Here is a 22,966-nt window from a genome sequence, read left to right as displayed (position 1 = left end):
CCTAATTATTAATAAATCAAAATCAATAGCGCTATGCGTGCTTAATAACCTAGCAAACTTAGCGGTGGCTGCTGTAATGCTGACATTTGCTCTTTAAGCATCAAAATTTGTTGTTCCCAATATTTTTCAGTATTAAACCACGGAAAGTTACGAGGAAAAGCAGGGTCTTGCCAACGTTTACATAGCCATGCCATATAATTAACTACTCGCATAGTACGCAATGATTCAATTAAAGGCAATTGATTGGCTTCAAAGCGATAAAATTCATTGTAGCCAGTTAATATGGTATCAAGTTGTAATAACTGCTGCTGGCGATCACCACTAAGCATCATCCAAATATCTTGCACCGCAGGCCCCATACGACAATCATCAAGGTCCACAAAGTGCGGCCCAACCTCAGTCCACAAAATGTTACCGGCATGACAATCACCGTGCAGACGGATCTGCGACCTAGGTTGATATTGCTGACTTGCAACTGTGATCACTTGTTCTAAAATAGTGAAAAAAGGTAAGCTTAAGCCGGCAGGAACAAAGTTAGACCCTTCAATAATAAGCTGTGCTTGCTGAAGCATTTCTTCACTATTAAATGTTGGCCGTTCGCTAAAGATTTTCTGCGCAGCAACAGCGTGAATTCGGCCTAAAAACCGGCCCATCCACTCTAGTTGGTCTAAGTTATCCACCTCAAAAATTCGGCCACCACGACAAGGAAATATTGCAAATTTATAGCCTTTGTATGAAAACAAAGACTCGCCATCAATTTTCATTGGTGCCACCAAAGGCAGCTCGCTTGCGTCTAATTCAAAAGAAAAATCATGCTCTTCCCTAATTTGTGCTTCTGTCCAGCGTTGCGGCCGATAGAACTTAGTGACATATTTGGTTTTAGCCATGTCATGAAATTGATAAACACGATTCTCATAACTATTTAATGCCAACAAACCACTATCAACCGTTAAACCTGTGCTTTCCAAACCGTCTAGAATTAAATCGGGTGACAGCGAGGTAAAATCAAATACTGACATTAGCGTTTATTAAAGAAGCGGCTTTCGTGTTCAAGCTTCACCTCATCCGTCTCAGATACTAATTCAATCACAAAACTTATATCTGTCATATAGTCTTCTAATTCCTCAGGGGCGACCGAAAGGCTGATCGGCAAAGTATAGACTTTAGCCGCTTTAACAAGTACCTCTTGGTCACCGTTCCATTTAGTATTGTTAATACCCTTTACTGACAGGCGATAACGATTATCTTTTTGTGATTTATTGAGAATCTTTAGGGTGTAAACATTCTCAATATCGCCATTAAAGTTCTCTTTGGCTAACTCATTTCTATCGCGAATAATTTCCATTGATACGGGCACTCTGTTGACCATTTCTAACACCAATAAGCTGGTCATCACAAATAATACGATGGCATAACCAATAAGTTTAGCACGGACAAAGTGCACTTTTTTCCCTTCTAACTCATGCTCAGTGGCATGACGAATTAACCCTTTATCATAACCCATGCGATCCATAACACCGTCACAGGCATCAACACAGGCGCCACAATTGATACATTCATATTGTAAGCCATTACGAATATCAATACCGGTAGGGCAAACCTGAACACATAAATTACAGTCAATACAATCACCTAAACCAATATCTTTTGGTACGTCTTTTCTGGTACGTGGACCTCGGTTTTCACCACGTTTGGCATCGTAAGAAACGGTTAAGGTGTCTTTATCAAACATCGCGGATTGAAAGCGGGCATACGGGCACATATGTAAACACATAATTTCTCGCATCCAGCCGGCGTTACCGTAAGTACAAAAAGCAAAAAACCATACGGTTGCGGCTAAGGCAAACGAGGCCTTAAAAGTGAAAAAATCAACAAACACTTCACGCATGGGTGCAAAGTAACCGGCAAAGGTTAGCGCGGTTAAAACAGAAATTAAGCCCCAACAAAAGTGTTTTAGCGCTTTACGCCAAAACTTATTAATGTCCATCGCTTGGCTGTCGAGTTTTTTACGTTGGTTGGCGGTGCCTTCTATTTTTTCTTCAAACCAGATAAATATGAAGGTCCAAACCGTTTGAGGGCAAAGGTAACCACACCACACTCGCCCTAAAAAGGTGGTAATAAAAAACAGTAAAAAAGCACTAAGAATTAAGAGCCAGGCCAATAGCGTGAGATCTTGTGGCCAAAGCGTGACACTCCATAGCGTAAAACGTTGTTCGCTAATATCAAACAAAATCGCTTGGTGGCCGTCATATTGTAACCAAGGTAAACCCGCAAATAGCGCTAAAAAGAAAAAATTCATTTTTTTGCGTAGTTTTTGAAATACACCTTTTACTTTGCGAACATAGATTTGGTCACGAGGTTTATAGGTATCGCTTTTGGCGGGCTGATGAATTTGAACATTTTTAATCGGAATATGCTGACTAACGTTAATGTTTTTATCTTTTGATTTCAAAGCGGATCCTTTATGTCGGTAATACCGGATAATTATAACGGATTCGTACTCATTACCCATCAAAAAAATAGCATAAAATTGCTTTGTTACTACCAAATTGATTACTCTAGCGTCATTAGCATGACATTTAGCCCAAGAAAACAATAATACTATTGGTGATTGGTTAAAAAACAGCAGCGAGTTGCTGGTTATTTGTACGCAGATATGATTATAAGGCAAGATATGAAAAAATTATTGATCTTGATCGTGGCCGCCGCGTTATATTTTCATTATTATCCCAATGAAAAACTAAATCACTGGTTATTTGAGCAAAAACAACTTGTGCTGAGTTATTTTTCAGAGGTGACTGACACCAAAGTACGTTTAAAGTCCGATAAAATATATCAAGATTTATCGCGTGACTTTAGTCACTTCACTAGCCAAGAAATAGCTTACGTGGCAGAAATCACCAGTAGCCGTGAACAGGTAAAAAAGTTTAACGAGCAATACTGTCGAAGTAAAAAACAAACGCCAAAACTACAGCGCGATAATTTAGCCAAAGTGTGTCTAGCCATCAGCAAATATAGCAATTTATTATAATGAGTTGCTGTAGCGCTTTTATCGACTTGCACTTATCGACTTGGACAAATGTTCAATTTGAGGTCAAACAGCTAGCTAATATCCGTTGCATTAATTAGCGGGGCTAGTTTACATTCAGATACATAAACGTATGAAAAAAAATGGATTGAAAGGTTATTATTTAATCACTCGTTAGGCTGATGATTAAATAAATAACCCCATAGTCGCTTGTTTTAACCCCTAGCAATAATCAGAAAATCAGTCATATTGTTATCATAGCCAAGGGATCAAGACGATTGCGAGCCAAGCTAATCGCCTAGTTAATCGCCTAGTTAACGTTAAGCGAAATAATTAAGCTGAAAGCCGAGCTAATAAGGTCGCAAAACTATCTGCACTAGCTTGCTCTAAGGCATGTTCTGCGCCTTGGATCACCCAATGACCATTGACCATCACATCTAAAACCGGGTTACTTTGGCTGGCAAAAATAACGCTGTCGAGTAAGTGAATATCGTCATGGGCAAATAAACGTAATTGGCTGTCATCCAAGACTAATAAATCAGCTTGCTTACCCATAGCTAATGCGCCGGTATTACTGTTAGTGCTTTGCGCGCCTCCGGCGGCGGCTTTTTGCCATAAATTAAGCCCAACAGACTTTTGCTCGCTGTTGGCTAACAGGGCGCGTTGTTGCTTATTTAAGCGTTGAGCATATTCAAGCCAGCGTAATTCTTCGATTGGATTAACCGAAATATGGCTGTCTGAGCCAATAGCAAAGGTGCCATTGTCTATTAAAAATTCACTGGTCGGGAATATACCATCACCTAAATTAGCTTCTGTGGTTGGGCAAATTCCGGCTATTGCTTGGCTAGCAATAATACCTTTGCGCTCTTGTTCATCGATATGTGTGGCGTGAATTAAACACCAATGCTGGTCTAAATCGGCATTGTTGAGTAACCACTGCACCGGCCGTTGACCATAATGAACGAGACAGTCTGTTACCTCTTTTTGCTGTTCGGCAATGTGAATATGAATCGGCGCTTGCGCATCAAGAGCTCTCACATGAGCCACTGCCGCTAAGAGCGAATTTTTATCCACCGCGCGTAAAGAATGTGGCGCAATACCGACATTGCAATTAGCTTGTGATTTGGCGAGCGCAAAACAATCAGTGACTAAGTCATTAAACTGCTCAACTGAATTAATAAAGCGCTTTTGTCCGTCAGTCGCGGCTTGTCTGCCAAAGCCGCTGAATCTATACAGCACAGGTAATAATGTTAAACCAATACCCGATTGCTCAGCAGCGGCAAAAATAGCTTGCGCCATAATGGCGAGGTTTTGATGATTTTGGCCGTCAATATCATGATGAAGATAATGAAACTCAGCAACACGGGTGTAACCCATTTTCAACATTTCAATATAAAGCTGGCGCGCAATTACCTGAACATCTTCTGAGCTTAATTGCCCCAAAAATTTATACATAATATTACGCCAAGTCCAAAAACTGTCTTGACCTTCGCTGCCTTGTTCACTAAAACCGGCAAAAGCCCGTTGAAAAGCATGAGAGTGACAATTGACCATACCCGGTATAACCACACCATTAGCACGTTCCGCGCCGGCGATATATCCGGCGGTAATATCAGTAATCACGCCCTGTTCAATCGTCAACGTTTGCTCGTTAGCCCAACCATCAGCTAATAAGATTTTTTTAGCAAAAAGTTTCATCGATACCTTCCCTTACTCAGTGGCGTTTTGGCTTATGGTGTTAATGGCAGTAAAATTTATCAGCGTATTAACCAAGGCGGCAAGTTTAGGCTGCACTTGCAAGGCTAAGCTTTCGTTATAAGTCATGGCTTGCTCATTCATATAGGTATGCTGTGAAAGCTCTAATTGAATAGCATGAAAATTATTATTAGGTTGACCGAATGCCCGCGTAATATAACCGCCTTTAAAGCGACCATTACAAACCATAGTGTAAGGTGCGTAATCTAGATCCGCTAAAGCGGCCATGAGTTCAGGAGCACAACTTTTTCCATCGGCATTACCAAAATTAAAATCAGGTAATTGTCCCTGAAAAAATCTAGGCACATGCGAGCGAATAGAATGTGCCTCAAGCAAAACAGCTTGACCAAATTCAGCTTTTATTGCTTGCATGGTTGAGCTTAAGGCCTGATGGTAAGGTTGCCAATAATCGGCAACGCGAGCCGCTATTTGTTCAGCACTCGGTGCACAGCCTGCTTGATATAAAGGTGATAAATCAAATGCTGTGGTGGGACAAAGTTCAGTATTATTTGCACCTGGGTATAAATCAACACCATCAGGATCACGATTTAAGTCAATCACATAACGGTTATATTTAGGCATTAATATATAAGCGCCAAGCTCTTTTGCAAAGGCATATAAACGCTCCATATGCCAGTCAGTATCGGCAACTTCACGCCCTTTAGCGGTCATCATCTTCGCAATATCTGCGGGTATTTCTTCGCCATTGTGTGGCATGCTGATGAGTAAAGGCACAGAGCCTTTAATTAAGGTGTAACTGTTTGACATCTAAATCCCTCAAATTGTATATACAACTTCATTGCGGTTAATTTACCACTTTGCCGATAAAACAGGAAATTATTTCTATTGATAGCATCGAATTCATTTAGGCCATCTTTGCCAAATTGACCAGTACAAATTGATAAGTGAAAATTGACCCGTGCAGATAATGACAGCCGCCTGATTAAATCTATTGATGCCAGTCGCTAAAATTGCTTAATATTAGTGGCAACTTTTATCCATTGATTTCATTAATCGATTTTATCAATCATGAAGTGCACTATTAATCACTTTATTTAAAGTTGGACTTGTTCAATAATAGCAACATAGTCAGTGACAACATTATTTTAGAAACTATAAACGGAGCCATTATGTTAAAAAACAAAGAGCAACAAAAAGTCCCTAATGTTACTTTCACATTAAGAGCCAATGACGAGTGGACAACGCGCACTAGTGACGAAATTTTTAGTGATAAAACGGTAGTGGTTTTTTCGCTACCCGGTGCTTTTACACCGACCTGTTCATCTTCACATTTACCACGTTATAACGAATTGGCGCCCAAACTGTTTAACAATGGTGTTGACGAAATTATTTGTATGTCCGTCAATGACACCTTCGTGATGAACGCTTGGGCAGAACACCAAAATGCAGACAGCATTAGCTTTATTCCTGATGGCAACGGCGAATTTACGGATGGCATGGGCATGTTAGTTGATAAAGCCGCTATAGGTTTTGGTAAGCGTAGCTGGCGTTATGCGATGTTAGTTAAAAATGGCGTCATTGAAAAAATGTTTATTGAGCCTGATTTACCAGGTGACCCATTTGAAGTATCTGACGCCGACACTATGCTAAATCATATTAACCCGTCAGCCTGTCAAACATCAGCGATTGTGGTTTTTAGTAAGCCGGGTTGCCCACATTGCAAAAATGCAAAAGCCTTGTTAAATGAAAAAGGCTTAACATTTGAAGAGTTAGAAGTAGGTAAAGATGTTAACTTAACCATGTTTAAAGCGCTAACTCATGCAGACACAGTACCGCAAATTTTTATCGACGGACAACATATTGGTGGCAGCGAAGCATTGGCAGCTCACTTGAATTAATAGTGACGCAAGACTAAGGCCATTGAATTTGGCTTAACGATTAAAAAACGACGCCTTAGCGTCGTTTTTTATTTTTTGCTTTCGTCACCATTTTTCTTTCTTCACTACATTTTTCTTTCGTCACTAATAGTGTCATTAATCCAGTAGGCATTAGCCTACGTCATGATAGAATAGTGCTTAAAACTGTTAAGGCCAACAATATGGATCACCAACCCTACAACCCATTGCACGGAGTCACGTTAAAAATTATCGTTACCCAATTAGTTGATCATTTTGGTTTTGATTATCTCGGTAAAGAAATAAAAATTCGATGTTTTACTGATGATCCTAGCATTAACTCAAGCTTGAAGTTTCTCAGAAAAACCCCTTGGGCCAGAGAAAAGGTTGAAGCACTTTATATTCAACACAAAACCAAACTTGATGACGAAGACGATTCGGTTTGAAATAGCATAAGCATATCGCACAAAAGTATTGAACAAGATGACAATAAAATGCCAAACTGCTGAGATATAACCACAATAACGTCTACCGCATGAAAAAAATTCATCACTATATTCTTACTTGGCAGTGCCCTGATACTTCAGGTGTACTGGCAAAAGTCAGCCAGAGTTTATTCGAACACGGGGCCTTTATTACTGAAACTAGCCAATACAGTGATCCCTATACAGATACATTTTTTTCACGCATTGCTTTTGATGATCGAGAACTGACTGTCAGTTTTTCAGCATTCAGACAAGCTATTGATTTATTAGCAAAACCGTTAAATATGCATTATCAACTTAGAGAAAAAGAGAATTTTCCTAATGTCGTTATTGCCGTGTCTAAAGATGATCACTGCTTAGTGTCACTCTTAACCAAATGGAAAGCGGGTGTGTTACCGGTCAATATTGTCGCTATTACCTCAAACCATCAAGATTGTCAGGCACTGGCCCAATGGCATAATGTTCCCTTTCATTACTTGCCGGTCAATAAAGATAATAAAGCACAGCAAGAGCAGGCATTATTAGCTATTTATCAGCAGTATAATGGTAACTTATTGGTGCTTGCCCGTTATATGCAAATATTGTCAGACGAGCTTTGTCGGAGCTTACGTGGCCAAGCGATTAATATTCATCACTCTTTTCTACCCAGTTTTAAAGGCGCAAAACCTTATCATCAAGCGCACAAACGTGGTGTTAAAATTATTGGCGCTACGGCACATTATGTCACTGCAGACCTAGATGAAGGGCCGATTATTGTTCAAGAAGTAAAACCAATTAACCATGCTTTTACCATTGAGCACATGGTTCATTTGGGCCACGACTTAGAAGCCATCGCCTTATGTAATGCCGTAAAAATGCATGCTGAGCAACGTATCTGCATCAATAAAGATAAAACCGTTATTTTAAGTTAATCGCCAGTGCAATAGCTAGTCGCTAAGGCTTATTTTCAAGCTGTTTTATTCAGTTAACTCTGCTACATTGGAGCACAAATATCTTGTCAACATTTGTGCGCCAATATGATCCAATATCAAATTTCCCCTCTTAACCCAAATAGTCATTTATTTGAGGTCTTATTGTCATTTAAAAGTACCCCAGGCCAAAGCTACACTTTATCTTTACCCGCCTGGTTACCCGGCAGTTACATGATCCGTGATTTTGCCAAAAATATTACCGAAATTTGCGCCTTTGACAGCAATGAGCAAGCCATTAGCTTAAGTAAAGTTGATAAACAAACTTGGTCATTGCAGGCCAGCAATGACCAAGTGCAAGTGCGCTATCAAGTTTTCGCTTTTGACCTATCCGTACGCACAGCTTACCTAGATAGCCAGCGCGGATTTTTCAATGGCAGCTCAACCTTTTTGCAAGTACAAGAGCTGAGCGAGCAAGCATGTGAGCTCATCATTCATCCCTCAACGTTAGCTGAACATAGTCAATGGCGAGTGGCGACGGGTTTACCACGAGCGAAAGCCACGACAAAATATCAATTTGGTGAATATATTGCGGATAATTACCAACACTTAATCGACTGCCCAGTCGCTATTGGTGATTTTGACAGCACTGAATTTACGGTAGAAGGGGTAGTGCACCATTTAGTATTTACCAGTAAACACTATGGCGATACTCAGCGTTTGGCTGCTGATATTAGCAAGTTATGCCAACATCACATTAGCTTATTTGGTGAAGCACCTTTTCAAGAATATTGGTTTATCACTCATTTACAAGCGAATGGTTTTGGTGGCTTAGAACACAAAAACTCTACTATTTTACAAGCCAGTCGCTTCGACTTACCCAATCCAAAACAAACAGCAACCGCGCTAAATGATGATTATAAAAGCTTCTTAAGCTTATGTTCACATGAATATTTTCATGCTTGGAATGTTTGTCGCATAAAACCGAAAGAATTTGTCCCTTACAACTTACAAAAAGAAAGTTACACCCAACAGTTATGGGCCTTTGAAGGGATAACATCTTACTACGATGACTTTTCACTGTATCGTACCGGCTTAATTAACTTTGAAGACTATTTAACTATATTAGCGAAAACAGCCACACGAGTTTATCGCGGTAGTGGTGAATTAAAACAAAGTGTCACGGCTTCAAGTTTTGATGCTTGGACCAAGTTTTATCAACAAGGTCCAGATGCGGTGAATAACATTGTTAGTTATTACACCAAAGGTGCTTTAATTGCTTTATGGTTAGACTTAATTATTCGCCGCAAATCAAACAACCAGCATAGTTTAGACACCTTAATGCGAGAGTTATGGATTCACTTTGGTCGCACCAATATCGGTACCAGTGAAGCTGACTTTATTAACATTGCTAACTTGCTCTGTGGTGAAGATATTTCATCAAGCTTTAAGCACCATTTATACAGCAATGAGCGTATTGATTTAACCGCTGAACTGGCAACATACGGCGTAGAACTGCAAAAACAAAAATTCAAAAAATTAAACAGTGTAGAAACCACGCCTGAAATGCATTACCAGGGTTATTTAGGTGCACAATATAAAGTACAAGGCTTTGGCTTAACCATTACGCAAGTACTGGAAAATTCACCCGCAGCCAAAGCAGGTTTAGCGGTTAACGACACGCTGATCGCGATAGATAAAATCAAAATGACTGAGCAATCAATACAAGCCCTATTTGATCATTTACCGGCAGGCAGAGAGCTAACCTGTGATTTTTTTCGTGATGACCAACTGCTAAGCTCAACATTGAAAGTTACTGACTCTCCATTAGCGGGTATCGCTTTTAAAGTGGTTGATGACAACTTAGTAAAACGTTGGCAGCATATTTTACCGAATGGGTAATGAGCTTTGTAAACAGGTGTTGTAAACCCGTGTTGTAAACTAAAGCGTACGTAATTGCTGACAACATTTAGCGACTAAACTCGCCAGAAAATTAGGGCGCATTATCGAGTTATGGTAAAAAATAACTCATTCGCTTAACTACTCACTTAAGTAATAATATTATGATTAATGTAAAACGTTTGCACCATGTGGCTTATCGATGTAAAGACGCAAAAGAAACCGTCGATTGGTATGAAAAACATTTGAATATGGCACTCACTGTCGCCATTGCCGAAAATGAGGTGCCGTCAACAAAAGCGCCAGATCCCTACATGCATATATTTTTAGACGCGGGTATGGGCAATGTATTAGCCTTTTTTGAGATCCCCAATTCTCCTGACATGGGCCGAGATGAAAACACCCCAGAATGGGTACAACATATCGCATTAGAAGTTGAAAATGTTGATGCTTTAATTTCAGCAAAAAGCGATTTACAAGCACACGGCCTAGACGTTTTAGGCCCAGTTAATCATGGTGTATTTAAGTCTATTTATTTCTTTGATCCTAACGGCCACCGCTTAGAATTAGCCGCCAATATCGGTACCACAGAACAATATGCAGAACTTAAACGGGTAGCGGCAGTAATGGTTGAAGAATGGGCACAAACTAAACAAGCGCCAACACATGCGGCTTGGTTGCATCAACTAGACGACTAAGGCATAAAAACAGCGCTACAAGCCCCTACTAACGAAAGGTTTCGTAAGTAGGGGGGAGAAAAAACATAGCTATTTGCCAACTTTTATAAAAGATTAACCCATGTAATTCTCTGTTAAAAAATAAAATTACATTTATTAACAAAAAATTACAATCAAAAACAAAGACTTGCTAAGCATTAGACTTTAGTGCAATAAATAAGCGAAAAAATAGCTTGAAGCTTTACTCAACTCACGTACAGTATGGCCAGCTACATAGATAGCACTCAACAAAATGGATAGTATTTGCACGGAAAGCAATAAGCGTTAATTAACGCAGTATATTATTTAAAATATGGATTGTTTACTAAAGCTCAGGATGAGTACTGAAATATTTAGCCCGAAAGGGCATCAGGGATAGCACCAAAAAGTGTCAGGATGACCGAAAAAAATAAAATTGTGTACAAAATAATAATAACAATAAGATTGAAAATTATAAAATTCACATGGATCGTAACAAAAGGCTAGGACAGCCACTTAAGAGTCGGAACTATAAATGTTAGCTTATGCTACATTTCTTCCAAAAAGCGACGTTATTAACGTCGCTTTTTTTCTTTCTATCGCTGTTTAGCGTAGAATGTCGTAAAATGAAAGCAATTGTTTATTATTTTAAGTTATTACTATGTCTCGTACTAAAAAATCACGCAAACCGGGTACCGGTTCTCTTGGCATCGTTAAAGATGACAACAAAAAATTAGTCGCACCAACACCTCGCAGAGCAAAGAAAACAAACGGTAAAGAGCCGGGTAATCGCCAAAAAGAGGCTAGCCCTGTCATGGCTCATGGTCAGAACTCTGCCAAAAACAAAGATCCCCGCATTGGTAGCAAAACACCTATTGATTTAGGCAAACAAGTGACTGCACCGATCAAAACTAAAGCCATTAAAAAGGTTCAAGACAACTCACCTATTGCCGCAATTCGTGTCGTTGAAGCTAGTGAGTCATTAGCCGAGCAATTAAGCCGTATTGAACAAGACCCTAGATTGCTTGAAATACTTGAAAAGCAAGATGATGACCTAGAACTAACATCAGAAGATATTAGCTATTTCAATACGCTAATGGAGCAGCATGAAAAAATTAGTCAAGCACTAGGTCTTGATGATGAAGATGAAATTGTAGCACCCTCTAAAAAGTCAGACTCTGAAGATGACTTATGGGACAAGTTCGATAAGAGTGATTTATCAAAATTTGAATAGGAGTATTTAATGCTATCCAACCCTTGGATATACCTAGCTTTATTAGCCATCGTTATTATTGGTGTATTAGCAGCAGTAGCCACTAGGCTGCTACGCCAATTAAAACAACAAAAGCTTGAGCAAGAGCAGAAAAAAGTAGAGCAGCAACAAGCCCTGCAACAGCACGATAAAAAAATCATCGCCAGTGTTATTATTATTGTGCGCGCGATGAAAGAAGAACAATGCGACATGGGAGAAGGTTGCTGGCGCTTAAGTGTATTGCTAGATTCATTAAAGTTAAGCCAAGACTTAAATGTACAATTTCCAGCTGTATTCAAGTTTTATGAAGCGATAAAACATATGCCTATTTTAGCGGCACGTAAAAAACTTGATAAACAGTCTCGCATGAGACTTGACTTAGAACGCATGAAACTTGAGGCAGAAATGGCGGAAGATATTCGCCAAGATATCGAGCTACTGCACCAATATGCTAATGAACGAAATAGCATGCTAAGCCAGTCCTAGGTTTAATTTAGCTTTTATCAAACTTAGCTTCAAATAATAAAACGGTTAGCTTGCCACTAACCGCTAAACTTGCACCGTTAAAATTGCACCGTTAAGCCAGGGTAGCAATTAATCAAACCCGTGATAAATAACCCTAAGTGACAATGAAGCCGTCAGCGTTGAGCTTGATCAATGTTTGCGCGGCTAGTTTATCTATAATAGCGCCAAATAGATAAACTGGAATGCTGATGCAAGCAGCTCAATTTTTTGATAGCACACTCTTAAAAAAATATAACACTAATGGCCCTCGATATACTTCATATCCAACCGCATTGGAATTTCGTGAGCAATTTAGCCATGAAAATTTAGTACAAGCGATAGTCGCATCACCGAACCGTGAATTGTCTTTGTATGTACACATTCCTTTTTGTCATAGCCTTTGCTATTACTGTGGTTGTAATAAAGTTGTCACCCGTCATCGCGATAAAGCCAACACCTATCTTGAGTTTCTTGCACAAGAAATTGCCTCTAGAGCACCGTTATTTAAAGACTATACCGTTAAGCAATTACATTGGGGCGGTGGCACACCTAGCTTTTTACGACACGAGCAAATTAGCCAACTAGTGGCTGAATTAAAAGCGCAGTTTACCTTTGCAGCGCAAGTTGAAATGAGTATTGAAATTGACCCACGTGAAATTGAAATGAACTTAGCTGAGCACCTTTATAGTTTAGGCTTCAATCGTTTAAGTATTGGCGTGCAAGACATAGATGACAAAGTTCAACAAAGCATTAATCGCGTACAATCAACCGAGTTTATTGAAAAATTTATTGCCCATGCCAAACAAGTTGGCTTCAAAGCCATTAATATCGATTTGATCTACGGCCTACCCCATCAAACTATAGAGACCTTCACTCGGACGCTAAACAAAGCCCATGAAATGGATGTCGACCGTATTTCATTATTTAGTTACGCTCATATTCCCTCTCGCTTTGCCGCCCAACGTAAACTCAAAGATGAATGGTTGCCTAGCGCAGATGAAAAATTTTCTTTGATGAAGCTAGCCATTGAAAAGCTGTGTAATTTTGGCTACGATTTCATCGGTATGGACCACTTCGCTAAGCCTGAAGATGAGCTGTCAATTGCCCAAAAGTCCGGTGCTCTACACCGAAACTTTCAAGGTTATACCACCAAAGGCGGTTGTGACTTACTCGGTTTAGGGGTGTCGTCAATTAGTGCTATTGGCCACAGCTTTAGTCAAAACACCAAAGTGCTAAAACACTATTACCAAGCCATAGAAACTCAAGCACACGCTCAGGTAAAAGGTGTCAGCTTATCTCAAGACGATATTATTCGTGGAGAAGTTATTCGCGAGTTGATGTGTAATCTTTATATCGATAAAAATAAAATTAGCCAGCAGTTTGCTATTAATTTTGATGAATATTTTGCTGAAGACTTACCCTTGCTGCAAACCTTCATTAATGACGGGTTAGTCATTATTACTCTTAATGAAATTCGAGTTGAGCAAAAAGCCAGGTTGCTAATACGTAATATTTGTATGACTTTTGATGCCTATATGAAGCAAAATCTAAACCAACAGCGCTTTTCACGGGTGATTTAAGTTAGCTCTCTAGTTGGCCTAAACTAAATCGATGTTCGGCGCTGAAAAACACTAATTCTGCGCCGTGACCATCGTTATCTTCACGGGCTAAATCTACCCACTGATAATAAACATTACGATGCACCTTTGCCTGCAAATTTCGTCTGACCGTGACATATAAACTACCCTCTTCGGTAATTTCTAGTGGATGTTCAGCATTTAAAATAAAGCTGTCGTCTAAATTGGTCGTCACTTGCATACTTGTTTTCTGCTCATCTAACCATTGCCATTGCGTTAAAATAAATGGCGCATCAGCAACCACGATGCCGACCTTTTCGACAGGCGTGACTAAAAAATAGCGTTCATCTTCTTTTTTTAATACTGAGGCAAAGAGCTTAACCAAAGACAAACGTTTAAATACCGTGCCGTTGTAAAACCAACTGCCATCTGACTTTATTTCTAAATCAATATCACCACAAAAAGGAGGATCCCATAATTCAACCGGTGGCATTTTTTTCACACTACCCGGTTGTGAATCTGAAATTTGGGCAGAAATTTTTTCTAATGACATAATAGTTATCCTAATTACTGACTTACCTAATGGTAGCAAGTTAACAGTAAAACTTAAAATAGCCACATAAGTAAGTGTCGCTATTCGCTTATTTACCGCGTCTAAAATCATTAGACGCTAGCGTAATTTTTCGCTAATGCACTCAATAGCAATCATACTAACTGATAATTGTTTACCCGCACCATAAAATTCAACAAAAGTGAGTCGAAAGGCAATATTTTGCTTGTCATGTCACTATAAAATGCAATACAATCCTCGCGCCTTACCACTAGGCGCTTTCAGTAATATCAGTGGTGGCTATAGCTCAGTTGGTAGAGCCCCGGATTGTGATTCCGGTTGTCGAGGGTTCAAGTCCCTTTAGCCACCCCATTCTCTTCCCCTTCAAAGCAAGACTTTCAGCCTTTTTCTAAACTACAAACTGCCCTTGGTATCATTCGCTCCTGTGCATATTCTGTGAGTATTTGAAGCTGACTTTGGAATTTACTGTCTATTTCCTGTGCTTTTTTACTGAAAAGTAAAATATAGAGCAAGATGAAAAACGTCAGAAAAGTACATAGACGACATTAGTAAGTATTTCTGGCTAATGTCAGCTCACAGCTTATTGCTGCCGCTGGCGACTCGTATCTGAACATTCATTTTTGGCACACTGCGAACATTAGCATCTACTAACCAGATTTGAATTGGGTTTGGTTTTTGTATCGATAACTACTCAAACACCAGCTTAATATCTCTTGACTGGAGTAATCGAATCCATTAATCACGCTAGGTGTTGATTGCTAGACCTTTACCATTTTTTTAGTGCGCTGTGTTCCAAAAAATAGTTTAACCAATTTTTTGCACTATCGATTTCACTGAAAACATGAAAAGGTATTTTTGCTGCTTCATAAATCCGTGACAATTGCATCTGTTGTATATCGGTAACTTTACTATTGTAAAATACACTTGCGTTGGCAACCATGCCAAACTTAGCCCTGTACACGGTTAATTCCGTTAGTACTATTTCAGCTTCTGAGGTAAAAATACCACTATCTTGATAGGTAACTAAGGTTGCCCAGGATTTACCTTTTAGCTGTTTGATTACATTTTGCATATCGTGTTGATAAGTCTGTGCACTATCTTGGTTAAAAGGGCCAAAAGTTTTAACATTAACGATGTTACCATCAACTATAATTTCATAACTTTGCGGTGAAGTTTCCATTATGGGTATTCCTTCGTTACCTTTAGCAAAGTATGGGGTTGTCAACTTAATAAAGTCAACTATGACTTTTGGAATTCAAAGTTTTTTGAAATGATTGTTAAGGGTAGAAATGCCACTTTGCTGACCTAATATTGAAACTAAAAAACCGGTTATTGTAGACTGTTTAGTGGCAGTAGTTATCCTAGATAATAAAAATAAAGAATAGCCAGATTGACTATCCGTAATAACTAAGCAGATAACCTTAAATCTTTGTTGATCGTGAGCGTTATTTTTAAGCCTGCTATTAATAAACCAGCATAAATAGATCCAAAATATTGAAGACTACTTGATCAGCTATAACATAAAAAAAGCGATGGTTATGCCATCGCTTTTTTAAGATAACCCAAATCATTAACCTAGGCTTTGAGTTAGTTAAAAGTTATAAGAGGTACTGATGAACATGTTTCGACCTACCACATCATAGATACTGGGTACTGTGCCCATATCATTACCGCCAAGTACTGTCTCAGGTTCAGTATCAAAAAGGTTTTTAACGCCGCCATTAACAGCCCATTGGTCATTAATATAGTATGAGGCAGAAACGTTATGGTAGATAATATTATCAGTGGCAAATTGCTCACCGTAATATTCACCATCCATGCCACGAATAAACTGCGCACTATAAAGTACGGTTAAATCTTCAGTGACATAGCCAGAAACCGATAAGTTAGACTTAATATCAGCATAACCACCAATATTGCCATCGATAGTGCCGGTGTAGTCTATGTCGTCTTGTTCAAATTCAATTAAGTACGTGGTATCAAAAGTAACTTTAAACAAGTCATGGCTATAGCTGACATTCCAATCAACACCTGAAGTTTTTTGCGAGCCAATATTGGTTAATTGAGCGCTTAGGTCAGATAAATCACCACCAGCCGTAATATTTACCGCTGTACATGAAGCTTGAGCACCATTAAAGCAGGCATTCAATTCTTGCTGAACATCAACGCGGCTAATGGCATTGGTAATATCAAATGCCCAGTAATCTATCGTCGTAGAAAGGTTGTCAGCTAACTCCAACACAGCACCAAAAGTAAATGACTCACTTTCTTCCGGCTGTAAGTCTTCATCACTGGTGTAATTGACTTTAATTTGTGGATCTAACTCATTATCCCATGGGTCACTCAAGTAGTCATAAGAGCCGCTGTCACCACCGTATAATTCACTTACACTCGGTGCTCTAAATCCTGTAGCGGCTACTGAACGCACCATAAAAGAATCATTCACTCGGTACGTAGCACCTAGTTTCCACGTTATCTCACCACCAAAAGTAGAATACTGGTCGTAACGCGAAGCGGCTTCAAAGGTTAACTCGTCTGTGACTGGCACTGAGACTTCACCGTAAACTGATTGCACAGAATAGTTACCGTCAGTAGCAAATTGCTGTGCTGCGGTACTTTCACCTTTTTGAGTGACTTCATCAGGAGTATAGTAACCACTTTCATGACGGGTTTCAAAACCCAGCGCATAACCAATATCGCTTTCAGTTACGCCGCTATAACCGGCAGCTAAAGTGAATTGCTCATTGCCGCCTTCGTTTTCCTCATTGTATATAATGCCTTCAGACACTAAGACACTTTTATCAAATGCTTCGCCACTGAACCAAGTGCTTTGGTCTTGGTAGATACTGGTTGCCATATTACCGGCATGAATCGAATTTTGAACACTGTCTTTCGAGTCATTTCGACCGTATGTTGCCGAAACATCCCACATAGCATCATTTTCTAAATAGCCTTTAAGGCCAATTGACGCGCGATAAGTATCAGTTTTTTGTGAGTAAATACGTGGACCCGCGTCAATCATACGACGTCGGTAATTTACTTTATCATCAATAATATGGTGATCATCGGGATCATCGATAGCTGAATTAAGTTCATCAAAAACATCTTGAATGTTGTCAATATGTATAGAATTCAACTTATTGGTGACTAAATCTAAGTTCGCTGGCTGTGGTGCTAATTGCTGATTAGATTCACGGCGTGTATACATTAAATCAACATTGAGCTCAGTATCTGAATCTAGCTCAGTATTGTAAGCTGTAAAAAAGCTTAATAGTTCATTAGGTGTTTGTGCGTAACTATCAACAGTATAGTCGTATGAGGTGTCTCTTGACTTAAAACCACCTGATGCATCTGCAACTAGACCCGCTAAAGAACCTTGCGGAATAAATGACGATGCACCCGGTTCAACAAAGTCACGGTCAGATTGAATAATTTCACCACGGTCAGAATACTGTAAACCTAAAACTAAATTACTGTTAGCTAGCTCTACGCCATGTAAAATACTAATACCTTTACTGGTAGCGTCACCTTTATCAGTTTGGCTGCCTTCAACAGTTAACTCAGTACCAACGAAGTTTTTTTTAGTAATAATATTAACTACACCGGCAATGGCATCAGAACCATAAACAGCAGACGCACCATCTTTAAGAATTTCAATATTTTTGATCATGGCAACGGGTATGGTATTCAAGTCTACGGCTGCATCAGCACCTGTGCCTGATGACACCATACGGCGACCATTTAATAGTACTAAAGTGCGTTCAACACCCATACCACGTAAATTTACTGTTGCCGTGCCGCCTGAGCCGTTATTAGTGGTAGCACCTAAACTCATGCCTGCAGCAGTAGGCTGTGCTGATAATATTTCTGCTACTGAGGTGTAACCACTTTGGGCAATAAATTCTGACGATATTACTGTTATTGGGCTGGCTGTTTCAATATCAGTACGGTTAATACGTGAGCCTGTTACCTGGATACGTTCAACACTTGCCATTTGCTCTTCTGCAGCACTGACCTGACCAGCAACAACTAAAGAGCTGGTTGTACCTGCGAGTAAAGCAACGCGAATAGCATGGCTTAAAAATTTTTCCGAATACATTAAATTCTCCAAACATCGATGATTAGCTTTTTTATAAAGCGGCGTTTTATCGCCTAGAGCAATTTTGCGACAAAAGTTCAGTGAGGTTTGTTATTTAATGTTGAAGAGTTGTAATGTAACGTTAGAGTTTTGTAACTTTTATTTCGATCATGTTACTTTATGTTAAAAACTCACCCTTAACCTAGATTTAAGTGTTTGTTTTATAATCACAATAATTTTGTTTTCGCTATAAAGAGTTTTCTATTATCATGCTTTACAGCCATGTAACCAAGACAGGCAGTTTATTTTGCACATAAAAAAACCGGCAGAAAGCCGGTTTAAATTATGTTTTTTAGCACTAGGCTGCCATGGCACCTTTTAACTTTGCTAAGGCATTTTTCTCTAATTGTCGAACGCGCTCTGCTGATATTTCATATTTATTCGCTAACTCTTGTAAGGTAGTTTTCTCGTCATGTAACCAACGAGTACGAATAATATCTTGGCTTCGTTCGTCAAGACCGACTAAAGCATTACTTAACCTTTTATTGGCGTGCTGCTCCCAATTCGAATCTTCTACTTCAGTAGCAAGATCAGATTGTTTATCTTCTAAATATTGCGCTGGAGAATAAGTACTGGCGCTAGCATTATCATCATCATCAGTTGATAATTCGAAGGCTTGATCTTGATTACTCATCCGAGATTCCATTTCCAAAACATCTTTGGGGGTTACACCTAAGGTTTCAGCAACATTATGGACTTCATCGTGACTAAACCAACCTAAACGCTTTTTATTTTTGCGTAGGTTAAAAAATAATTTTCGTTGTGCCTTGGTCGTGGCAACTTTAACGATACGCCAATTTTTTAGCACAAATTCATGAATTTCAGCTTTGATCCAATGCACAGCAAATGATACTAGGCGCACACCCACTTCTGGATTAAAGCGTTTAACGGCTTTCATTAAACCTATGTTACCTTCCTGAATCAAGTCAGCTTGTGGTAAACCGTAGCCGGCATAGCCTTTAGCAACATGAATAACAAAACGAAGGTGCGACATAATTAACTCTTGCGCCGCTTTTAAATCATTTTCAGAATATAAACGAGTTGCTAATTCACGTTCCTTTTCAGCTGTTAGCATCGGAATGCTATATGCTGATTGCACGTATGCTTCAATGCTGCCACTTTTGGGCACAGTTAACGCCATTGATTGCATTGCTTCACTCATTTAATAACTCCTCTATCTAATCTGGTCGATGATAATAACATAAATACCCAAACCACCTCAAGATCCTCATTTTAGTGGTAAATGAAAATAATACGGCGCAGGGTGCATGAAAGATCAACATGATTTTAATGAACTAACACTAGCTTAGAAGACAGAGTGAAACAATACTCTCTTTCAATTTTTTCATGAATAATTTGTTAAACTTTGTCACCAAGATAAAAATTAGTATAAGTTACAAGGTGATGGTGAGTAAAAAAGGCAACTACAAACAGAGGACATTAATCTGCGGTTGGCTCAATTGCTCGGATATGTTGGCGTACAGAAATGAAACTGCCTAATAAACCTAAGCCAATTGCCGTGAGTTGTAATATCGCTAATTCGTTAAATGATAAGCCTGACAAAACGAATTGGCTTTGATACAGATCGGTTAACTGGCGTAAAGCGCCAGAAATATAGCTGGCTAAAATAGCGACACAAATACTCGCGACAAAACCACCGAGTAACCCGTACCAAATGCCCGCATATAAAAATGGCCGCTGAATAAAATCATCTGTCGCGCCGACTAATTTCATCACAGCAATCGCATCTTTTTGGTTAAGTATGGCCAATCGAATGGTATTGCCAATAATTAAGACTACGGATAAACACAATAATATGGCGATACCGATAACAACGTCTTCTATCAGAGCTGCTATGGCCTGTAATCGAGTCAGCCATTCCAAATCCAGTTTACCTTGATCAACAGCGCGCTCTTGTTCTAATTTAAGTAATAACTCATGGGCAGCTTGTGCCTGGCTAAAACGTTTAATTGGCGTTACCAATAAGGTTGCCGGTAATGGGTTTTCATCTAAATATTCCAATGCTTGGCCAAAACCAGAACTCACTTTAAACTCAGTTAACGCTTGTTCAGCCGAAATATAAACAACATTGGCTACTTCAGGGTAAAGCTGAATACGTTGCACAAGGTTTTGTGCGACTTTGTCCGAGGTTGATAGCTGCAAAAACAAGGTGATTTCTGAGGCAGAATTCCATTGTTCGGTCACCGTTTGGGTGTTTTTTACAAACAAATGTAAGGTGGCAGGCAAGGTTAAACTAATACCTAAAACAAGTACGGTCATCACCGAAGTAAAGGGTGTGCGCCACAAGTCACCTAAGCTCCCTATGGCTTGCTGTAAATGCCGTAAAACTCTGGCAGTAATACGTCCAGTCCAGTTTAAATGCTGGCTATTATTGTGGCGAGTATCATTAGCTGCCATTACGTTCACTTATCGTTTGTAAACCATCAACAATACCGTCGGTGATCATATGACCTTGCTTTAAAGTCAGTGTGCGATACCTCATGCGGGCAATTAACCCTAAATCATGAGTCGCAATTAACACACTGATGCCCATATCATTAAACTCTTCAAATAATCGAATAATATCTAATGAAAGCTTAGGGTCTAAATTACCCGTAGGTTCATCTGCTAGTAATATGGGTGGCTTATTAACAATCGCCCGAGCAATGCCGACACGTTGCTGTTCACCACCCGAAAGCATATTAGGAAAGCACTTTAATTTACTGGTTAAATGCACTTTATCAAGTGCCGCTTCAACACGCTTACGAGTTTCTTTGTGGCTATAGCCTTCAATAATCAAAGGCAGCGCAACGTTATCAAAGACAGTGCGGTCGGGTAACAAATTATGGCTCTGAAAAATCATACCAATACCGCGACGTACATAAGGGACTTGTGCATACTTAATGGTAGACAATTCAGTACCATTGATCTCAATACTGCCAACCGTCGGCTTTTCCATCACACTCATGAGTTTTAATAAAGTACTCTTACCAGCGCCAGAGTGACCCGTTAAAAACGCCATTTCCCCAGGAGCAATAGTGAAACTCACTTTTTTAAGTGCTAAAAATCCTCCTGGGTAGGTTTTACTAACGTTATTAAATCGGATCATATCAAGTCTTATTACTCTTGTGTTTCGCGTGTGAACAAGGCGTCAATAAAGTCATTACCATTAAATGGCCGTAAATCATCAATACTTTCACCAACACCTAAATAGCGAATGGGAATAGCATGCTTATCTGCCACAGCAAAAACAACACCACCCTTTGCAGTACCATCAAGTTTTGTTAATACTAATCCAGTTAAACCCACAGCTTCGTTAAAAAGTTTAGTTTGGCTTAAGGCATTTTGTCCGGTACCCGCATCTAGGGTTAACATTACCTCATGGGGAGCATTAACATCGAGTTTTTTCATGACTCGTACCACTTTTTTCAGCTCTTCCATCAAATGGCTTTTATTTTGTAAGCGCCCAGCTGTGTCGGCTATTAACACGTCAACACCACGCGCTTTAGCTGAACTGATAGCATCAAAAATAACCGAAGCACTATCAGCACCTGTATGTTGAGCAATGACAGGCACATCATTTCGATCACCCCATACTTGTAATTGTTCAACGGCCGCAGCACGGAAAGTGTCTCCTGCTGCCAACATAACCGACTTACCTTCGGCCTGAAATTGCTTAGCTAATTTACCAATAGTGGTGGTTTTACCTACCCCGTTAACGCCGACCATTAAAATAACATAAGGGCTATTAGATGACGGGATCACTAGGGGCTGGGTAACAGGTTCAATAATTTTTTTCAGCTCAGCTTTTAATAAATCATATAAAGCTTCGGCATTTTTTAGTTGCTGACGCGATGCAGACTCTGTTAACGCTGTAATAATTTTTGTCGTGGTTTCAACACCTACATCGGCTAGCAACAAATGGGTTTCGAGTTCTTCAAATAACGCTTCATCAATTTTTTTACCGCTAAATAAACTGAAAAGCCCACCACCTAAATTTTGCCGTGTTTTAGATAAGCCCTGCTTTAAGCGGGCAAAAAAGCCAACTTTGGGCTCTGGCTCTGGCTCTGGCTCTGCAGCTAAGTCTTCCTCTATGGCTGGCTCTTTTTCTAGCGCTTGCTCTGTTTTTTGATGATGATTTTGCTTCTGATTTATCTCATCAGTGATCGCATGCTCGTCTGAGTGCGCTTCTTGATCCGTTTCGTGATCAACATTAGCAACAACATAGTCCGCAACTGCGTCCTGGTTCTTTTCCTGATCTTCACCGGAACTCGACAGCGCGAGCGGGAGAGTGACAG

20 protein-coding genes and 1 tRNA gene are annotated in these 22,966 nt (G+C 39.6%); 10 read left to right on the top strand and 11 right to left on the bottom strand.

The genetic code is table 11. The features are described from left to right. Positions 1-41: 41 nt before the first annotated feature. Together H4J65_RS05190 and ccoG are read right to left on the bottom strand one after the other, a co-directional pair. Positions 42-1,019, bottom strand: coding sequence for a serine/threonine protein kinase (locus tag H4J65_RS05190; protein WP_182196354.1), 978 nt, complete (start codon positions 1,017-1,019; stop codon positions 42-44). After that, positions 1,019-2,452, bottom strand: coding sequence for a cytochrome c oxidase accessory protein CcoG (ccoG, locus tag H4J65_RS05185; RefSeq protein ID WP_259367535.1), 1,434 nt, complete (start codon positions 2,450-2,452; stop codon positions 1,019-1,021). Before ccoG ends, H4J65_RS05190 begins: the two co-directional genes overlap by 1 nt. A gap of 222 nt (positions 2,453-2,674) precedes the next feature. Between ccoG and H4J65_RS05180 the strand changes: the two genes are divergently transcribed. Next, complete coding sequence (locus H4J65_RS05180; RefSeq protein WP_182196338.1) at positions 2,675-3,031, top strand: hypothetical protein; 357 nt, start codon at positions 2,675-2,677, stop codon at positions 3,029-3,031. A gap of 330 nt (positions 3,032-3,361) precedes the next feature. Here the strand turns inward: H4J65_RS05180 and H4J65_RS05175 are convergent, their stop codons facing one another. Continuing rightward, on the bottom strand, positions 3,362-4,726 hold the full coding sequence (locus H4J65_RS05175; RefSeq protein ID WP_182196335.1) for a formimidoylglutamate deiminase: 1,365 nt from the start codon (positions 4,724-4,726) through the stop codon (positions 3,362-3,364). A 12-nt stretch (positions 4,727-4,738) separates the two neighbouring features. Continuing rightward, positions 4,739-5,551: an N-formylglutamate deformylase gene (gene hutG / locus H4J65_RS05170; protein WP_182196331.1), complete on the bottom strand. Its 813-nt coding sequence runs from the start codon at positions 5,549-5,551 to the stop codon at positions 4,739-4,741. Between the two features lie 362 nt (positions 5,552-5,913). Between hutG and H4J65_RS05165 the strand changes: the two genes are divergently transcribed. From H4J65_RS05165 to hemN, 8 genes are all read left to right on the top strand, one after another. Further along, on the top strand, positions 5,914-6,642 hold the full coding sequence (locus tag H4J65_RS05165; protein ID WP_182196327.1) for a glutathione peroxidase: 729 nt from the start codon (positions 5,914-5,916) through the stop codon (positions 6,640-6,642). 200 nt (positions 6,643-6,842) lie between these two features. Beyond that, complete coding sequence (locus H4J65_RS05160; RefSeq protein WP_182196323.1) at positions 6,843-7,085, top strand: VF530 family DNA-binding protein; 243 nt, start codon at positions 6,843-6,845, stop codon at positions 7,083-7,085. A gap of 89 nt (positions 7,086-7,174) precedes the next feature. Then, positions 7,175-8,035: a formyltetrahydrofolate deformylase gene (gene purU / locus H4J65_RS05155; protein WP_182137097.1), complete on the top strand. Its 861-nt coding sequence runs from the start codon at positions 7,175-7,177 to the stop codon at positions 8,033-8,035. A gap of 105 nt (positions 8,036-8,140) precedes the next feature. Next, positions 8,141-9,934 carry a M61 family metallopeptidase gene (locus H4J65_RS05150; RefSeq protein WP_182196320.1) on the top strand — a complete coding sequence of 598 codons (1,794 nt, stop codon included), beginning with the start codon at positions 8,141-8,143 and terminating at the stop codon, positions 9,932-9,934. Between the two features lie 161 nt (positions 9,935-10,095). Further along, a complete protein-coding gene (locus H4J65_RS05145) occupies positions 10,096-10,629 on the top strand; it encodes a VOC family protein (protein ID WP_182137095.1) in 534 nt (177 codons plus the stop codon). Between the two features lie 658 nt (positions 10,630-11,287). Further along, positions 11,288-11,860 carry a Der GTPase-activating protein YihI gene (yihI, locus tag H4J65_RS05140; RefSeq protein WP_182137094.1) on the top strand — a complete coding sequence of 191 codons (573 nt, stop codon included), beginning with the start codon at positions 11,288-11,290 and terminating at the stop codon, positions 11,858-11,860. 9 nt (positions 11,861-11,869) lie between these two features. Further along, a complete protein-coding gene (locus H4J65_RS05135; protein ID WP_182196316.1) occupies positions 11,870-12,364 on the top strand; it encodes a DUF2489 domain-containing protein in 495 nt (164 codons plus the stop codon). Between the two features lie 227 nt (positions 12,365-12,591). After that, entirely contained in the window at positions 12,592-13,962 is a 1,371-nt protein-coding gene (gene hemN / locus H4J65_RS05130; RefSeq protein WP_182196312.1) for an oxygen-independent coproporphyrinogen III oxidase, read from the top strand. Position 13,963: 1 nt separating this feature from the next. On the opposite strand, the gene H4J65_RS05125 is transcribed toward hemN, so the two are convergent. Continuing rightward, on the bottom strand, positions 13,964-14,512 hold the full coding sequence (locus tag H4J65_RS05125; protein ID WP_182137091.1) for a DUF1285 domain-containing protein: 549 nt from the start codon (positions 14,510-14,512) through the stop codon (positions 13,964-13,966). A gap of 293 nt (positions 14,513-14,805) precedes the next feature. On the opposite strand from H4J65_RS05125, the gene H4J65_RS05120 reads away from it, so the two are divergent. Further along, positions 14,806-14,881, top strand: a tRNA-His gene (locus tag H4J65_RS05120). A 415-nt stretch (positions 14,882-15,296) separates the two neighbouring features. Here H4J65_RS05120 and H4J65_RS05115 read toward each other — a convergent pair. The 6 genes from H4J65_RS05115 to ftsY form a co-directional block, all read right to left on the bottom strand. Then, on the bottom strand, positions 15,297-15,710 hold the full coding sequence (locus tag H4J65_RS05115; protein WP_182137090.1) for a hypothetical protein: 414 nt from the start codon (positions 15,708-15,710) through the stop codon (positions 15,297-15,299). Positions 15,711-16,121: 411 nt separating this feature from the next. Further along, a complete protein-coding gene (locus tag H4J65_RS05110; RefSeq protein ID WP_182184138.1) occupies positions 16,122-18,629 on the bottom strand; it encodes a TonB-dependent siderophore receptor in 2,508 nt (835 codons plus the stop codon). A gap of 337 nt (positions 18,630-18,966) precedes the next feature. Next, positions 18,967-19,830, bottom strand: a complete 864-nt coding sequence (gene rpoH / locus H4J65_RS05105; RefSeq protein WP_182137088.1) for an RNA polymerase sigma factor RpoH — start codon at positions 19,828-19,830, stop codon at positions 18,967-18,969. Positions 19,831-20,108: 278 nt separating this feature from the next. Then, positions 20,109-21,086: a permease-like cell division protein FtsX gene (gene ftsX, locus H4J65_RS05100; RefSeq protein WP_182196308.1), complete on the bottom strand. Its 978-nt coding sequence runs from the start codon at positions 21,084-21,086 to the stop codon at positions 20,109-20,111. Then, the gene (gene ftsE / locus H4J65_RS05095) at positions 21,076-21,777 is read right to left on the bottom strand and encodes a cell division ATP-binding protein FtsE (RefSeq protein ID WP_182137086.1); all 702 of its coding nucleotides are present in this window, start codon (positions 21,775-21,777) and stop codon (positions 21,076-21,078) included. The genes ftsX and ftsE overlap by 11 nt, the downstream gene beginning before the upstream one ends. Before the next feature lie 11 nt (positions 21,778-21,788). After that, a partial coding sequence (ftsY, locus tag H4J65_RS05090; RefSeq protein ID WP_259367534.1) for a signal recognition particle-docking protein FtsY occupies positions 21,789-22,966 on the bottom strand: 1,178 nt, incomplete at its 5' end.

It is taken from the genome of Colwellia sp. MB02u-9, from assembly GCF_014077085.1.
Taxonomy (GTDB): Bacteria; Pseudomonadota; Gammaproteobacteria; order Enterobacterales; family Alteromonadaceae; genus Cognaticolwellia.
The sequence above is the reverse complement of the archived record's forward strand: the minus strand, read 5'-3'. Positions and strand labels throughout refer to the sequence as shown.

Excerpts from the sequence above, each read along its gene's own strand:
- hemN (WP_182196312.1), top strand. The coding sequence starts at position 12,592 with ATGCAAGCAGCTCAATTTTTTGATAGCACACTCTTAAAAAAATATAAC.
- ftsE (WP_182137086.1), bottom strand. The coding sequence starts at position 21,777 with ATGATCCGATTTAATAACGTTAGTAAAACCTACCCAGGAGGATTTTTA.
- H4J65_RS05160 (WP_182196323.1), top strand. The coding sequence starts at position 6,843 with ATGGATCACCAACCCTACAACCCATTGCACGGAGTCACGTTAAAAATT.
- H4J65_RS05125 (WP_182137091.1), bottom strand. The coding sequence starts at position 14,512 with ATGTCATTAGAAAAAATTTCTGCCCAAATTTCAGATTCACAACCGGGT.
- H4J65_RS05150 (WP_182196320.1), top strand. The coding sequence starts at position 8,141 with ATGATCCAATATCAAATTTCCCCTCTTAACCCAAATAGTCATTTATTT.
- rpoH (WP_182137088.1), bottom strand. The coding sequence starts at position 19,830 with ATGAGTGAAGCAATGCAATCAATGGCGTTAACTGTGCCCAAAAGTGGC.
- ftsX (WP_182196308.1), bottom strand. The coding sequence starts at position 21,086 with ATGGCAGCTAATGATACTCGCCACAATAATAGCCAGCATTTAAACTGG.
- hutG (WP_182196331.1), bottom strand. The coding sequence starts at position 5,551 with ATGTCAAACAGTTACACCTTAATTAAAGGCTCTGTGCCTTTACTCATC.
- H4J65_RS05135 (WP_182196316.1), top strand. The coding sequence starts at position 11,870 with ATGCTATCCAACCCTTGGATATACCTAGCTTTATTAGCCATCGTTATT.
- H4J65_RS05190 (WP_182196354.1), bottom strand. The coding sequence starts at position 1,019 with ATGTCAGTATTTGATTTTACCTCGCTGTCACCCGATTTAATTCTAGAC.
- H4J65_RS05175 (WP_182196335.1), bottom strand. The coding sequence starts at position 4,726 with ATGAAACTTTTTGCTAAAAAAATCTTATTAGCTGATGGTTGGGCTAAC.
- purU (WP_182137097.1), top strand. The coding sequence starts at position 7,175 with ATGAAAAAAATTCATCACTATATTCTTACTTGGCAGTGCCCTGATACT.
- yihI (WP_182137094.1), top strand. The coding sequence starts at position 11,288 with ATGTCTCGTACTAAAAAATCACGCAAACCGGGTACCGGTTCTCTTGGC.
- H4J65_RS05115 (WP_182137090.1), bottom strand. The coding sequence starts at position 15,710 with ATGGAAACTTCACCGCAAAGTTATGAAATTATAGTTGATGGTAACATC.
- H4J65_RS05110 (WP_182184138.1), bottom strand. The coding sequence starts at position 18,629 with ATGTATTCGGAAAAATTTTTAAGCCATGCTATTCGCGTTGCTTTACTC.
- H4J65_RS05145 (WP_182137095.1), top strand. The coding sequence starts at position 10,096 with ATGATTAATGTAAAACGTTTGCACCATGTGGCTTATCGATGTAAAGAC.
- H4J65_RS05165 (WP_182196327.1), top strand. The coding sequence starts at position 5,914 with ATGTTAAAAAACAAAGAGCAACAAAAAGTCCCTAATGTTACTTTCACA.
- H4J65_RS05180 (WP_182196338.1), top strand. The coding sequence starts at position 2,675 with ATGAAAAAATTATTGATCTTGATCGTGGCCGCCGCGTTATATTTTCAT.